The sequence below is a fragment of the Xanthomonas massiliensis genome (assembly GCF_900018785.1).
Lineage (GTDB): Bacteria > Pseudomonadota > Gammaproteobacteria > Xanthomonadales > Xanthomonadaceae > Xanthomonas_B > Xanthomonas_B massiliensis.
Map to the genome: position 1 here is coordinate 1,025,931 of NZ_FCOY01000007.1, position 14,924 is coordinate 1,040,854.

Genomic DNA, 14,924 nt, shown 5'->3' on the forward strand with positions numbered 1-14,924 from the left:
CGAGTGGCGTCATCGCGTGCCGGTGGCGTGTGCCGGGCTTTTGGGGAGATCCAGCCGCGGTCGCCAAGGACATCTCCGGCAATGCCGTAGCCGGACAGGCCCGGTGCCAGCAAAGGGTTGGGTGACATGGAGGTCCTCATGCCACCACCTCCGGCAGCGCGCGGCCTGCGAACAGGGCATCCACGCTTTCCACCAGCGCCGAGTCGAAGCGCCAGGCGTGCACGCCTGGCGAGGGCGCGAGGGTGGCGTCCACGCCGCGGCAGAACAGGTAACGCACGCCGCCGAAGTCGCGCGCGTAGTCGTACTCATCGCCCAGGCGGAAGCGCAGCCAGCGGTGCAGCGCCACGGTGTAGATCAGCGCCTGCAGCTCGTACTCGCTGTGCGTCATCGCGCGCGCCAGCGCGTCGGCGTCGTAGGCCGGCAGGCGGTTGGACTTGTAGTCGAGCACGTACCAGCGTCCATCAAAGTGGTAGATCAGGTCGATCAGGCCGGTCATCAGGCCCTCCAGCCGCTGGCGCGCGCCGAAGGCCTGGCGCTCGCCGACCACGCCGAAGCGGTGCAGCAGCGCCAGCAATGCATCCACGCGGGTGGGCTGCATGGCGAAGTGGAATTCCATCTCGTTGCGGCGCTCTTGGTCGGGCAGCGCGGCCAGGCGGCCGCCCTCGGGCAGGGCCACGGTGAGGGTGTTGCCGACCAGCGCGGTGAGCATGGCCACGCCGTCGTCCAGTTCGTCCTGGGCGTAGCCGCCGCGCTGCAGGGCCTCGACGATGGCCTCGCCCTGCCCGGCCGGGGCCGGCTGGCCGGGATGCCAGTCGTGCCAGGCGGCGAAGTCGGCGCGCTCGAACACGTCGTGCATGACCACGCCGAAGCGGTTGCCGGCAAAGCGCGGGTCGAACGCCTCGGCCTCCGCCGATGCTGCCAGCGGCTCGGCGGCGGCCGGCTCGTCGCTGCCGCCGCCGCCCTCCACGGTGGCGCTGGCCATCGGGTCGGCGGCGACGCCGGCATCGGCCGAGGTGCCGCTTGCGGCACCGCTGTCAGCGTTCGCCAGCTGGGTGAAGCTGTAGACCCACCAGTCCGGGACGACCTGGCGCTGCGCCACCCGTGCCGGCGGCACCTGGACCTCGGCGGCAGGCGGCAGGCGCGGCAGCTCGGCCGGCGGCGGCGTGGCATCGATGGCGACCGCGTTGCCGCCGACCGCGGCCTGCAGGGCCTCGACGTCGGCGACCATGGCCGCCAGCGCGGTGCGATCGTGCTGGGGGAACGGGCCGGTGGCGATCCACAGCGCGTGCTCGGCGCGGGTGAGGCCGACGTAGAGCAGGCGCGCGTCCTCGGCGCGCTGTTCCTGCCTCCATGCCTGCTCCGCCTCGCCCCAGGCCGGGTCGTCCTTGCCTGTGTTCCAGCGCAGCTGGCGGCTGCCATCGGCGTGCACCACGCAGTGGCGGCCGGCGCCGCGCTCGCGGCGGCCGATGCCGACGTAGGGCAGGAACACCAGCGGGTACTCCAGGCCCTTGGACTTGTGCAGGGTGACGATCTGCACCCGGCGCGCGTCCGACTCCAGCCGCAGCTGCTGGGCCTCGTCGCCGTCGTCGGCGTTGGCGATGCGCCGGGCCAGCCAGTCCACCAGGCCGTGCGGGCCGAGCGCGCGGGCGTCGGCCTCCTGCAGCAGTTCGGCCAGCTGCAGGTAGTTGGTGAGGCGGCGCTCGCCGTCCACCAGCGCCAGCAGGCGCTGGCCGTGGCTGGCGCCGAGGTCGCCGACCAGCGCCAGCGGGCCGCCGCGCTGCCAGCGCTCGCGCCAGTCCAGCGCCTGCTGCTGCCAGCGGCGGTGGCGCTCGCCGTCGTGTTCGAGCGCGGCGATGGCGGCGGCGTCCTCGCCCACCAGCACGGTGGCCAGCGCGGCGCGCAGGCGGCGGTCGTCGCCCGGGTCGAGCAGCGCCTGCAGCAGGGTCAGCAGTTCCAGCGCCTCGTCGGTGGCGAACAGGCTGCGGCGGCCGGCGGCGACCGCCGGGATGCCGGCCGCGCCCAGGGCCTGCTGGATGCGGGTGGCCTCGCCGTGGCTGCGCACCAGCACGGCGATGTCGCCGGCCTGCAGCGGGCGCCCGGCGATGCTGGCGCGACCCTCGTTGCCGGCGGCCAGCCAGCCGCGAATGGCAGCCACGCAGGCGGCCGTGCACAGCTCGCGGGCGCGGTGGGCGCTCCACGGCCTGGGTTTGCCGGCGGGCTTGTTCTTGGCCGCCGTCGCGGCCGGGGCGGGCGGCGGCGGCTCGGGCGCGCGCCACAGGGTCAGCGCCGGGGCGGTGGCGCCGTCGCGCTGCAGGTCGGCATCGGTGCGTTTCGTGCCCGGCTGCACCGGGTGGAAAGCGATGCCGTCGGTGAGGAAGGCGTCGGCATAGCCGGCCTGGGCGTACAGCGCGTCGATCGCGGCGAGCACGCCGGGCCGCGAGCGGAAGTTGTGGCCCAGCGGCGGCGCCTTCTCGGCGGTGGCCGCGGCGGCCAGGTAGGTGCGCACGTCGCCGCCGCGGAAGCCGTAGATGGCCTGCTTGGGGTCGCCGATGACGAACAGCGCCGGCTCCAGCCCGGCCTCATGCGCAAGCTCGCCTTCGCCGAACACGCGCGAGAAGATCGACCACTGGCGCTCGTCGGTGTCCTGGAACTCGTCCACCAGGGCGATGGCGTACTGCTCGCGCAGCCGCCGGGCCAGGGTTTCGGCCTGCGGGCTGTCCGGCGCCAGCGCGTGGGCCACGCCGTCGACCAGGTCGTCGTAGGTCTGCACGCGGCGCTGGCGCTTGAGCAGCGCCAGCCGCGCCGCGGCGTCGTCGCGCAGGACGTGCAGCAGGCGGATGCGGCGCTGCAGCTGCCACTGCCGCAGCTGCGCGTCGGCCTGCGCCCAGGCCTCCAGCGCGTCGAACAGCGGCGAGCACGGCACCCGGTCGTGGGCGCCGTCCTTGCAGAACCCGCGCAGGCGCGAGGGCAGCAGCTTGTCGAGGTGGCCGCCGTCGTCCAGCGACCAGTGCGCCTCGGCGCTGCCCTGCCAGAGCTGCTCGAAGGCCTTGTCGAAGCTGGGCCGGCGTGCGCGGCGGCCGTCGAACACCTTGGCGTCGAAGGCGGCGGCGATGGCGTCGTAGGCCTGGTCGGCGTGCTCGCGCAGCGCCGCGACCAGCGCCTGCGCGGCGGCCTGGCGCGCCGGGGTGGGATCGTCGGGCGAGGCTTCGGTGGCGGCGGGCAGCAAGGTGGGATGGCGCACCAGTTCGCGCAGGTCGGCGGCCAGGTCCTTGGGCCCGGCGGGCCACAGCGCGACCAGGTCCTCGGCCATCGCGGCGTCGGCCGCGCGCGCGCGCCACAGGTCGGCGGCGACCTCGGCCAGCAGTTCGCGGTCGTTGGCCAGCAGCTCGGGCGCGGCAAAGGTCTGGCCGCTCTCCAGCGCGTGCTCGCGCAGGACGCGGGCGCAGAAGCCGTGGATGGTGAAGATGGCGGCGAGGTCGATTTCCTCCACTGCCTGCTGCAGGCGGCGGCGCAGGGCCTCGGGGGATTCCTGCGAAGTGGCCAGATGGGCTTCGAGGATCGCGCGGGTGAGGACGATGTCGGGGGCTTCGCCGGATTGCGGCGACGCGGCGGCATCCCCGGCAGCGCCGATGGCGGCGACCCCGTCGCCATCCGCGGCCACGCCTGCGACAGGCTCGCCAGCCAGGGCCGCATCCGCGCTGTCCGGCATCGCGCCCGTACCGTCGCCCTTCACGGCCACCGCGGCGTTGGCCCCGGTTCCCGGCACCAGGGTGGCGGCCAGGGCCAGGCGCTCGCGGATGCGGCGGCGCAGTTCCTGGGTGGCGGCCTCGGTGAAGGTGACGGCCAGGATCTGGCCGGTGCGCAGGCCGCGCTCGACCACCAGCCGGGTGAACAGCGTGGCCAGGGTGAAGGTCTTGCCGGTACCGGCGCTGGCCTCGATCAGGCGCACGCCGTGCAGCGGCAGGCTCAGGTACGGGTCGCGGGTGGGCGCCGGCATGGATGCATCCGATGCGGTCATCGCGCACGCTCCCGCAGGCAATGCGAAGGGCACCGATCAGAAAGGATCGCCGCGCCGGCAGCGACGGCCCCGCGTGTCGCGATCGTCATTCCGCGTCCTCCTGCGCGCCGTGCCAGTGGCGCCAGCTCTCGGCCAGCCGCGCCGGGTCGGGCGTGTCGCCGGGCTCGCCGCGTTCGAGCAGCGAATACAGCCGGTGGCTGGTGGTGGCGAAGGCGGCGAAGCGCTGCGCATCGGCGAACGGGTCGGCGCCGCGGTGGACCAGGTGCAGCTCCGGTTCCGCCGATTCGCTCCAGCCGAAGCCGGCCTGCCATTGCGCGGCGGCGTCCTTGACCGCCTTGTCGAGGTCGTCGGCGAGCGCGGCCTGGTGGTACTTCCAGCTGCTGTAGAGGGCGAACGCCAGCGGCGTCTGCAGGCCGTGGCGGTACAGCCGCAGCAGTTCGGCCAGCGCGGCCTGCGCCTGCGCCTGCGACAGTGGCTCGGGGTCCATCGGATGCGGGCCGATGCCGTCCTCGTGCTCGAAGAAGCGCACGTACGGCGCGCGCTCGCCGGCGGCGCGCAGCAGCAGCCATTCCAGGCCGTGGCGGATCGCCGCGCGCCCGCCCAGGGCACCGACCTGCACCCGTCCCAGCCCGGGCGCGTACCAGCCGGGCAGCCGGCCGTGCAGGTCGATGCCGTCGATCCGCACCTGCAGCCGCTGCGACCGCGCCGGCGCCTCGCCGCGCCATTGCGCGAAGGCCGCGGCGTAGGGCGCGATCTTGCGCAGGCCCTCGTCGAGCTGGCGCCGGCCCAGCGGCCCGGACGGCAGCAGCGCGCGCGCGCGCAGACGCTCGTACAGGCCGTCGGCCTGGCCGGCCAGCGCGGCCTCGAACACCTGCTGCTGCAGTTCGTAGCCTTCCAGGCCGCGGCCCGGTGCCAGCAGCGGCTCCAGGTCGCTGTCCTCGCCGGCCGGGGCGGGCAGGCGCATGCCCAGGCGGTGGCGCAGGAACTCCCCGGCCGGGTCGGCGAACAGCCGGCGCAGGTCATCGATCGACACGCTCGCCGGCGGCGCCGCCGCGTCGGCGGGCAGCTCGCCGGCCACCCACGGCGCCAGCGGCTGGCGCTGCCCGGCGAGGCTGTCCACCGCCGGCCGCCACTGCCGGCGGTAGCTGAAGCGGCGCGGGTCGGGCCCGCCCTCGCCGTTGTCCTCGCCCGCCCCGCCGAACGCGGCCGCGGCGAACGGCTGCAGCGGATGGCGCACCACGAGCTTGCCCGCCGCCTCGGGATCGGCGTGGTACCGCGCGGCGCTGGCCAGCAGCTCGCTGACCAGCAGCGACGGCTCGCGCGCGCTGCCGTCGCGGGCGTCGGCGCCGAGGTAGCTGAGGTAGAACACCTCCTGCGCCGAGGCGAACAGCTGCAGGAACAGGAAGCGGTCGTCGTCGCGGGTGGAACGGTCGCCGTGGCGGCGGCGCGCGCTGCCGAGTTCGGCGGTGAGGCGGTTGAGCCCGGCGGCCGGGTCGCGGCGCGGGAAGTCGCCGTCGTTCATGCCGAGCAGGCAGATCGCGCGGAACGGCAGCAGTCGCATCGGCACCATGCGGCCGAAGCTGATGCCGCCGGTGAGCAGCGGCGCGCGGGTGTCGGCCTCGCCCAGCACCGCGGCGAAGTGCGCGCGCACTACCTCGGCCGGCACCGCGCCGGCGAACCCGGCACGCTCGGCGTCGCGGGCGTACTGGTCGATCAGGCTGCGCAGGCGCTCCAGCGCGCGCTGCGCGCGCGGAGACGACGGGGTGGCCGGGACCAGCGCGTCGAGCAGGCCGAGCAGGCGCTCGCGCCAGGCCGCCGGCGGTGCCGCCTCGGCCAACAGCTGCTGCTGGCGTTCGAGCACGCGCAGCAGCCGGACCAGGGTGTCCAGCGCCGCCAGCGCGCTGCCTTCCAGCAGCGGCCACGGCGCGACGCCGGCGATGTCGTCCTCGGCGCCGCTGGCGTGGCCGAGCAGCAGCCGGTCCAGCGCGAAGCGCCAGGTGTAGGCGTCGTCGGCCGGCGCCTGGTGGCGTTGCCGGTGCGCCGCGTCCAGGCCCCAGCGCGCGCCGGCGGCGTGCAGCCAGCCGCGCAGGCGCTCCAGCCCGTCCTCGTCCAGGCCGGCGGCCTCGGCGACCGGGGCGCTGGCCAGCAGGTCGAGGATCTCGTGCAGGCCGAAGCGCGAGACCGGCAGCCCGAGCAGGGTCAGGAACACCTCGGCCAGCGGCTCGCTGGCCAGCGGGCTGGCGTCGGCCAGCGCGTAGGGCAGGCGATCGTCGTCGCCGTGGCCGCCGAACACTGCGTCCAGGTACGGCACGTAGGGGTCGATGTCCGGCGCCAGCACGGCGATCTCGCGCGGCTGCAGCGGCGGGTCGAAGCGCTCGTCCTCCAGCAGCGCGCGCAGCTGGTCGTGCAGCACCTGCAGCTCGCGCAGGCGGGTGTGGCAGGCGTGCACCTGCAGGCTGGGATCGTGCAGCCGCAGCGCCGGCAGGCGCTGGCGCGGATCGGCCGCGGTCGGTGCGGGCGGCGGCGCGTCGCGGCGATGCAGCAGGTCGGATTGCATGCGCCGCAGCAGGCTGTCGCCCAGGCCGCCCTCGGCCAGCGGGCGACGGCCGGACTGCAGCGGGTCGGCGTAGGCCTCGATCTCGGCACGCGGCGGCGCCACCTCCTCGCTGCCGAGCAGGGCCATGAAATCGCGCCCGGCCGCACCCCAGGCCTGCAGCAGCGGGTTTTCCTGCACGCTGTCGGCGAACAGCTCGGTGCCGGGGCCCTCGCGGCGGCGCTGCCACAGGCTCTGCAGGTCGCCCCAGTAGCCCTGGGTCGGCGTGGGCAGGTAAAAGTGCAGCGTGCCCACCCGCGCCTGGGTGGCCAGCACGCGCAGCACGTCGGGGGAAATGTTGAGCGTGGCGAAGGCGAACAGCCGCGTCGGCAGCCCCTGCGGCAGCGCCGCGTCGGCGCGGCCGAAACGGCCCAGGTACTCGTCGATGCGGCGCGCGCGGTAGCGGCGGCCGGTGGCGATCGCGCGCCACAGCTGCGCCTGCGGGTCGGCCGGGTCGGCGCCAGCCTCCCAGCGCAGCAGCCAGTCGCGGCGCCAGGCCTGGTACTTCTCGAACACGGCGGACAGCTCGCCGGCCAGCGCCCACGGCTTGAGCGCGTCGCCATCGCCCAGGTAGGCGTCGATCGCCGCCAGCGCCGGCGCGGCGCGCACGTTCGGGTCGGCCAGCGCGCCATACAGGCGCCACTGCATCGCCGCCATGTCCAGGTCGTCCGCCGCCGGGCCGAGGTTGGCCTCCAGCGCGCGCGCGACGAACTCGCCGGGGGTGAGGAATTCCAGGTTGGCGGCGACGCCGTACTCGGCCGCCAGCGTGGCCTGCAGCCAGCGCCGCATCGCCACCTGCGGGATCAGCACCACGTCCGGCGCCAGCAGCGGCTGGCCGGGCGCCGGCCGCCGCAGTTCCTCGGCCAGCAGCGCGGCCAGCATGTCCAGGGCGTTGGAGGGATAGAGGCGGAAATCGACCATGCGAGCGCCCATCTTGCCGCAGCGGCGTCGCAGCCGGCGAGACCGCCGGAACGGTCCGTCGCAGCGATGGGCCCGGCCCGCGGTGACGGCGGCGGCCCGGCGGTGCAAAATACTGCACGCGGCAGTTCATCTTTATTCAGTGGCCGCCACCGATCCTACCCCGTTGATTTTCCGTTAAAGGCCGCGATGTCCGCATCCGAGACCCCGCTGGTGGAGTTGTCCGGCGCCCGCATCGACCGCGGGGGCCGCACGATCCTGGGCGGCCTCAACCTGACCGTGCCGCGCGGCAGCATCACCACGGTGCTGGGGCCGTCGGGCAGCGGCAAGTCCACCCTGCTGGCCGCGCTGACCGGCGAGCTGGAGGCGGCCGCCGGGCAGATCCGCGTCTTCGGCGCGCCGGTGCCGACCGGTTCGCGCGCGCTGCTGGAGATGCGCAAGAGCCTGGGCGTGCTGCTGCAGGGCAACGGCCTGCTGACCGACCTGAGCGCGGCCGAGAACGTGGCCCTGCCGCTGCGCGCCCATACCCGCCTGCCCGAGCCGGTGCTGCAGCGGCTGGTGCGCATGAAGCTGCACGCGGTGGGCCTGCTGGCCGCCGCCGACGCCTGGCCGCGCGAGCTGTCCGGCGGCATGGCGCGGCGCGTCGCCCTTGCCCGCGCCCTGGCGCTGGATCCGCCGCTGATGCTCTACGACGAACCGCTGACCGGCCTGGACCCGATCGCCTCGGGCGTGATCATGAGCCTGATCAAGCGCCTCAACGACACCCTCGGCCTGACCAGCATCATCGTCAGCCACCACGTCCGCGAGACCCTGCCGATCTGCGACCAGGCGGTGGTGATCGCCAACGGCGGCATCGTCTTCGCCGGGACGCCGGCCGCGCTGGAGAGCAGCACCGACCCGCTGGTGCGCCAGTTCCTGCGCGGCGACCCGGAAGGGCCGATCCCGTTCGACGCGCCGGTGCGCAACTACGGCCAGGAGGAGGCGTGATGGCCTTTGCCGATTCCATCCGTTCGCTGGGCCGGGCCGGGCTGTTCTTCCTGACCGTGCTGCGCGGCTCCGCCCCCAACGCCACCCTGCTGGGCGAGCTGCTGCGCGAGATCTACAAGATCGGCGCGCGCTCGCTGCCGATCATCGTGGTCGGCGGCGCCTTCGTCGGCCTGGTGCTGACCCTGCAGGGCTACCGCACCCTGACCACCTACGGCGCGGTGGACGCGCTGCCCACGCTGCTGGGCCTGTCGCTGTACCGCGAGCTGGCGCCGGTGCTGACCGCGCTGCTGTTCATCGGCCGCGCCGGCAGCTCGATCGCCGCCGAGCTGGGGCTGATGCGCGCCACCGACCAGATCAAGGCGCTGGAACTGATGGCCATCGACCCGGTGGCGCGCGCGGTGGCGCCGCGCTTCTGGGCCGCGGTGCTGACCGTGCCGCTGCTGACCGGCATCTTCTGCGCCCTGGCGATCTGCGCCGGCTGGTTCGAGGCGGTGCAGGTGCTGGGCATCGACAACGGCGCGTTCTGGTCGCACCTGTCGGCGAACGTGGACCTGTGGGACGACTTCGGCGTGTCCCTGCTCAAGGCGGTGGTGTTCGGCGGTACCGCCGCGCTGGTCGCCGCCTACGTGGGCTTCAACGCCGAGCCCACCATCGAGGGCACCTCGGTGGCGACCACCCGCGCGGTGGTCAACGCCTCGTTGCTGGTGCTGATGTTCAACTTCGTGATTTCCGCCCTGCTGTTCCAATGATGCGCGTGCCTCGCAAGAGCCCGCCCATCCGGGGGCGGGATGCCAACGAAAAGCCCGCTCCGATCGGCATTGGGGCAACCGCTATACCAGGAGTGAAATAACCCATGGCCATCCGTGGACCGCGACTCGAGTTCTCCGTCGGTGCCTTCCTGCTGCTGGGCCTGGCCTCGCTGCTGGTGCTGGCACTGGCCTCCACCAACCGCAAGCTCGGCAATTCCGGCAGCCACTACCAGCTGACCGCGCGCTTCACCCAGATCGGCCAGCTGCGCGAGCGCGCCCCGGTGCGCATCGGCGGCGTGTCGGTGGGCCAGGTCGAGAAGATCGACCTGGACCCGGTCAAGTTCGACTCGGTGGTGACCCTGTCCATCAGCGAGCGCTACAACGACCTGCCCACCGACACCTCCGCCGGCATCTACACCTCCGGCCTGCTCGGCGACAGCTACATCGGCCTGCAGCCCGGCGGTGCGCCGGACAACCTCAAGCCCGGCGGCGAGATCGCCTTCACCCAGCCGGCCGTGGACCTGATCCAGCTGGTCGGCAAGTACATGTTCAGCGGCGGCGGCGACAAATCCCCCGGCAACGATCCTTCCGGCGCCCCCGCGCCGAACACGGAACCCCAGCAATGAACAAGAACAGCTTCCTGCTTTCCTCCGCCCTGGCACTCGCGCTGGGCGCGGCCGTGCCCGCCACCTCGCTGGCCCAGCCGGCCACCGCCGGCGCGCAGAGCCCGGCGGCGCAGATGGTGATGGACAACAGCACGCGCATCCTGAGCACGCTCGAGCAGCGCCGTGCCGAGTTCAAGGCCAACCCGGCGGCCCTGCGCCAGTACATCAACGCGCAGATGGCCAACTTCTTCGACCGCGACTACGCCGCGCGCCTGGTGCTGGGCATCCACGCCCGCGGCGCCTCCGAGGCCGACATCCAGAACTTCGCCGACGCGCTGGTGGGCAACCTGACCCAGCGCTACGGCTCGGCGCTGCTGGGCTTCGAGGGCAAGCCCACGTTCCGCTTCAAGTCGCAGGCCACCCTGCCCAACAACCTCGGCGTGAAGGTCTCCACCGACCTGATCCGCCCGGGCAACGACCCCACGCCGGTGGACTACCTGCTGCGCAACAACGGCGGGCAGTGGAAGGTGTTCGACGTGATGATCGAGGGCGTGTCCTACGTGCAGACCTTCCGCAACCAGTTCGATACCCCGCTGCGGCAGAAGTCCATCGCCCAGGTCGCCAACGACCTGCGCAACGGCAACCTGCAGGTCGCCGACGGCCCGGGCACCGGCAACAAGGGCAAGGCCGGCAATGGCAAGTGAGCCGGCTGCCGGCGTACGCCGCGACGGCGACACGCTGGTGCTGAACGGCGTGCTCGACCGCGCCGCGGCCACCGCGCTGTGGCCGCAGGCGCAGGCCCAGGCGGCGGGCATCGCCCGCATCGACCTGGCCGCCGTGCCGCGCGTGGACAGCGCCGGCCTGGCGCTGCTGGCCGAGCTGTGCGCACGCGCCGGGCACGCGGTCGCCGTCGAGCACGCGCCGGCGGAACTGGCCGAGCTGCGCGCCGCCTACCGCATGGGACCGGGCCTGGATTTCCAGGCCGCGTCGGTAAAGGAATCGCCATGACCGCATTCGCCCGCCATGCCACGCCGGTGCTGCTGGCCGCGCTGCTGGGCGCGTGTGCCGCGCAGCCGGCACGCACGCCGCCGCCGGCCGATGCCGCTCCCGCGTCCGCCACGGTGTCGCCCGCCCCGGCGGCGGAGCCCGCCGCCGCCACGGCCACCGATGCCGCAGCGGCCGGCACGCCCGACGCCACCGACACGGCCACCGCCGCCGTGCCCGCGCGCGGGGACGGCGGCGATGCAACCGCCGGCGAGGCGGCCCAGGCCGACCAGGCCGTGGACGACTACTCGGCGCTGTACGGCGCGCCCGCCGCCGCCGGCGGCAACGGCAACGGCGTGGCCTACGACCCGTGGGAGAAGTACAACCGCGGCATGCACCGCTTCAACCTGGGCGTGGACCGCTACGTCGCCCATCCGCTGGCCACCGCCTACACCAAGGTCGTGCCCGGCCCGGTGCGGCGGCGCGTGACCAACTTCTTCGACAACATCGGTTCGCCGGTGACCCTGGTCAACCAGCTGCTGCAGGGGCGCCCGGGCGATGCCTGGGTGACCCTGGGCCGGTTCCTGATGAACTCCACCATCGGCATCGGCGGCCTGTACGACCCGGCCACCCACGAGGGCCTGGCCCGCTCCGACGAGGACTTCGGCCAGACCCTGGGCGTGTGGGGCTGGCGCAACTCGCGCTACTTCGAGCTGCCGTTCTTCGGCCCGCGCACCCTGCGCGACACCTTCGGCATGGCCGGCGACTACCCGCTCTCGCCGATGCGCCAGATCGACGAAGACAACGTGCGCTACGGCCTGCAGGGCCTGCAGCTGGTGGACACGCGGGTCAAGCTGATGCCGCTGGACGACCTGCGCGCCAACGCGCCGGACGAGTACGCGCTGGTGCGCGACGGCTGGATGCAGCGGCGCAACTACCAGATCCAGCACGACCTGCAGCGCACCCGCGAGGGCCGCGACGACCAGAACGACGCCCTGCCCGACTACCTCAAGCAGGACGGCACGGTGCCGACCAACGCGATCCCGGTGCCGGCCACCTGGGGCCGCTGAGCCCACGTGCCGCACCACGAAGAAGGCCCGGGAGCGATCCCGGGCCTTCTTCGTTGCGACCGCCGCGCGGGCGGCGGCCGGTCAGGCGGGCGCGCGATGCGCCCGCGGCCGGCCGTGCCGTCACGCCGCCTGGGCCAGCGCCGCGTCGATCGCCGCCAGCAGCGCCGGATCGTCGGCCGGAGTGTCCGGCGAGAAGCGCGCGACCACGCTGCCATCGCGGCCGACCAGGAACTTCTCGAAGTTCCACAGGATGCCCGGCACCGGGTTGGGGGCGATGCCGAAGCCTTCCAGCCGCGCGCGCCACGGGCCCTCGCCGCTGGCCTGCGGTTGCGCGGCGATCAGCGCCGCGTACAGCGGGTGGATGTCCGGCCCGACCACGGTGATCTTGGAGAACAGCGGGAAGGTGACGTCGTAGTTCAGGCTGCAGAACTGCTTGATCTCCGTGTCGCTGCCCGGCTCCTGCTGCTTGAAATCGTTGGCGGGAAAGCCGAGCACTTCCAGGCCGGCGGCATGCTTTGCCTTGTACAGCTTCTCGAGGCCCTCGTACTGCGGGGTCAGGCCGCACTTGGAGGCGACGTTGACGACCAGCAGCACCTTGCCGGCGTAGTCGCCGAGGGTGGCGGGCGCGCCATCGATGGTTTTCAGCGCGATGGCCTGGATCGGGGTGCTCACGGGGGATTTCTCCTGGGACGGGACATGACGGGCCGCCAGCATAGAGGCCAGCCGCGACAAACGGGATCACCGCGGGCACCGGCGTTCACGGGCGCGAAGGACGCCGGACCTCAGCCGTCCCCGTGCGCCGGGTCCCGGGCCTCGTCGTCCGCGTCGGCCTCCGGCTCGGCGTCGTCCCCGCCCATGCCCAGCAGCGCGCGCGAGGCGTCGGTGGACAGCGACTCCACCCCGCGCAGCTTGCGCTCGATGGTGCGGGTCTTGCGGCTGGCATCGCCCAGGCTCTTGCCGACCGTGTTGATCTGCTTCTCGGCCTTCTCGAGGATGCCGGCGAACTTGCCGAACTCGCTCTTCACCGCGCCCAGCAGGCCCCACACCTCGCTGGAACGCTGCTCGATGGCCAGCGTGCGGAAGCCCATCTGCAGGCTGTTGAGCAGCGCGGTGACGGTGGTCGGCCCGGCGATCACCACGCGGTGCTCGCGCTGCAGCGCGTCGGTCAGCCCGGCGCGGCGCACGGCCTCGGCGTACAGGCCCTCGGTGGGCAGGAACATCACCGCGAAGTCGGTGGTGTGCGGCGGCACGATGTACTTCTCGCCGATCGAGCGGGCCTGGATACGCAGCGCCTTCTCCAGCTGGTTGCCGGCGGTGCGCACGGCGTCGGCATCGCCGGCCTCCTGCGCGTCGAGCAGGCGCTCGTAGTCCTCGCGCGGGAACTTGGAATCGATCGGCAGCCATACCGGCGCGTCGTGCGCCTGGCGCCCGGGCAGGCGCACGGCGAAGTCCACCATCTCGCCGCCGTCCGGATGCAGCTTCACCCCGCGCGCGTACTGCTCGGCGGTGAGGGTCTGCTCGAGGATGTTCTCCAGCTGCACCTCGCCCCAGCTGCCGCGGTTCTTGACGTTGGTCAGCACGCGCTTGAGGTCGCCCACGCCGGTGGCCAGCTGCTGCATCTCGCCGAGCCCGCGCTGCACCTGCTCCAGCCGCTCGGACACCAGCTTGAAGGACGAATCCAGGCGCGTGGCGAGCGTGCTCTGCAGCTTCTCGTCCACGGTGGCGCGCATCTGCTCGAGCTTGTGCTCGTTGCCGGCCTGCAGGGCCTTGAGCTGCTCTTCCAGGGTGGCGCGCATCTCGCCGATGCGCTGCTCGTTGCGGCCGGTCAGCTCGTTCAGGCGCAGGCCCAGCGCGTCGGCGAAACGCTGCTGGGATTCCACGGATTCCTGGCGCGCCTTGCGCGCGTCCTCGGCCAGGCCCTCGCGCAGCGCCGCCATGTGTGTGTCGCTGCGCGCGACCAGCTCGGCCAGCTGCTGGCCGAAGGCGCCGATGCGCGCGTCCTGCTGGCGGCCGAAAGCTTCCAGCTGGGCGCGCACCTCGGCCAGGCGCGCGGCCAGCAGCTCGCCGTTGCGCTGTTGCGCGGCCGCGCTTTCCTCGCGCGCCTTGCGCGCATCCTCGCCGAGCGCGTCGCGCAGCTGGTCCAGGCGCGCGTCGGTGCGGGTGGACAGGTCGATCAGGTTGCGGGCGAAGCTGTCCAGGCGCTCGCCCTGCTGGCGCGCCTGCGCCTCGACCAGCTCGCGCAGTTCCGCCCGGCCCTGGCGCGCTTCCTCGCGCAGGGCCTGCTCCAGCCTGCCGCTGTCCTGGCGGCGCAGCAGGGCCAGTACCTGCAGGACGAGAACGGCGACCAGCAGGCCGCCGACGATGACGAATTCGGTTTGCATGCGGCCAGTGTAATCGCGGCGGTCGCGCCGGCTGCGACCGCCCTGCACTGGCCACCCGCCTTCGCGAGCACCGCCATGCTGGAACTGTCCGGCCGCGCCGGTTCGATCAACGTGCGCAAGGTGCTCCGGCTCGGCGACGAGCCGGGCCTGGCGTTCGTCCATCACGGCGGCGGCGGCGCGCCGCTGGACCGCGCCGGGCTGCTGGCGCTGGACCCGGACGGGCAGGTGACGGTGATCCGCGACGACGGGTGCCGGGGGAGTCCAACACGATCCGCCGCTATCTCGCCGCGCGCGCGGGCCGCGCCGACCTGCTCCTGGCCGGACCGGCGGACCGGGCCCGCATCGAGCCGTGGATGGACTGGCAGGCCACCGAGCTCAACGCCTGGCGCTACGCCTTCATGGCCACGGTGCGGCTCGTCCCCACCCATGCCGATGCGGCCGCGCCGCCAGCGTGCAGGCGTGGAACCGCGCCATGGGGATCCTCGACCGCAGATCCGCATCGCCGGCGGGCCGCATGCGCTCGGCCGGGCCTTCACCTTGGCCGACATCGTGCTCGGCCTGCCGGTGCACCGCCGGTTTTCCACGCCGATCGAACGGGCGGTGTTGCCCGCCGTATCCG

General features: G+C 73.6%; 10 protein-coding genes. 6 read left to right on the forward strand and 4 right to left on the reverse strand.

The window, feature by feature from the left end:
• Positions 1–136: 136 nt before the first annotated feature.
• Together recB and recC are read right to left on the reverse strand one after the other, a co-directional pair.
• Positions 137–3,997, reverse strand: coding sequence for an exodeoxyribonuclease V subunit beta (recB, locus tag BN3794_RS14690; RefSeq protein WP_066098954.1), 3,861 nt, complete (start codon positions 3,995–3,997; stop codon positions 137–139).
• A gap of 106 nt (positions 3,998–4,103) precedes the next feature.
• Positions 4,104–7,532 carry an exodeoxyribonuclease V subunit gamma gene (gene recC, locus BN3794_RS14695; protein ID WP_187128070.1) on the reverse strand — a complete coding sequence of 1,143 codons (3,429 nt, stop codon included), beginning with the start codon at positions 7,530–7,532 and terminating at the stop codon, positions 4,104–4,106.
• Positions 7,533–7,718: 186 nt separating this feature from the next.
• Here recC and BN3794_RS14700 point away from each other — a divergent pair, with 186 nt between their 5' ends.
• From BN3794_RS14700 to BN3794_RS14725, 6 genes are all read left to right on the forward strand, one after another.
• Positions 7,719–8,516 (forward strand): ABC transporter ATP-binding protein, encoded by a 798-nt coding sequence (locus BN3794_RS14700; RefSeq protein WP_066098477.1) that lies wholly within the window; start codon positions 7,719–7,721, stop codon positions 8,514–8,516.
• Positions 8,516–9,265, forward strand: a complete 750-nt coding sequence (locus BN3794_RS14705; protein ID WP_066098956.1) for an MlaE family lipid ABC transporter permease subunit — start codon at positions 8,516–8,518, stop codon at positions 9,263–9,265. Before BN3794_RS14700 ends, BN3794_RS14705 begins: the two co-directional genes overlap by 1 nt.
• 104 nt (positions 9,266–9,369) lie before the next feature.
• Entirely contained in the window at positions 9,370–9,891 is a 522-nt protein-coding gene (gene mlaD / locus BN3794_RS14710) for an outer membrane lipid asymmetry maintenance protein MlaD (protein WP_066098479.1), read from the forward strand.
• Positions 9,888–10,574 (forward strand): MlaC/ttg2D family ABC transporter substrate-binding protein, encoded by a 687-nt coding sequence (locus BN3794_RS14715; protein ID WP_066098481.1) that lies wholly within the window; start codon positions 9,888–9,890, stop codon positions 10,572–10,574. The genes mlaD and BN3794_RS14715 overlap by 4 nt, the downstream gene beginning before the upstream one ends.
• Positions 10,564–10,878: an STAS domain-containing protein gene (locus BN3794_RS14720; RefSeq protein ID WP_066098483.1), complete on the forward strand. Its 315-nt coding sequence runs from the start codon at positions 10,564–10,566 to the stop codon at positions 10,876–10,878. The genes BN3794_RS14715 and BN3794_RS14720 overlap by 11 nt, the downstream gene beginning before the upstream one ends.
• Positions 10,875–11,924, forward strand: coding sequence for an MlaA family lipoprotein (locus BN3794_RS14725; protein WP_066098486.1), 1,050 nt, complete (start codon positions 10,875–10,877; stop codon positions 11,922–11,924). The genes BN3794_RS14720 and BN3794_RS14725 overlap by 4 nt, the downstream gene beginning before the upstream one ends.
• Before the next feature lie 120 nt (positions 11,925–12,044).
• Here BN3794_RS14725 and BN3794_RS14730 read toward each other — a convergent pair whose 3' ends face one another.
• Positions 12,045–12,596, reverse strand: coding sequence for a glutathione peroxidase (locus BN3794_RS14730; protein ID WP_066098488.1), 552 nt, complete (start codon positions 12,594–12,596; stop codon positions 12,045–12,047).
• A 110-nt stretch (positions 12,597–12,706) separates the two neighbouring features.
• A complete protein-coding gene (locus BN3794_RS14735) occupies positions 12,707–14,305 on the reverse strand; it encodes a DNA recombination protein RmuC (protein ID WP_066098959.1) in 1,599 nt (532 codons plus the stop codon).
• Positions 14,306–14,924: the final 619 nt, after the last annotated feature.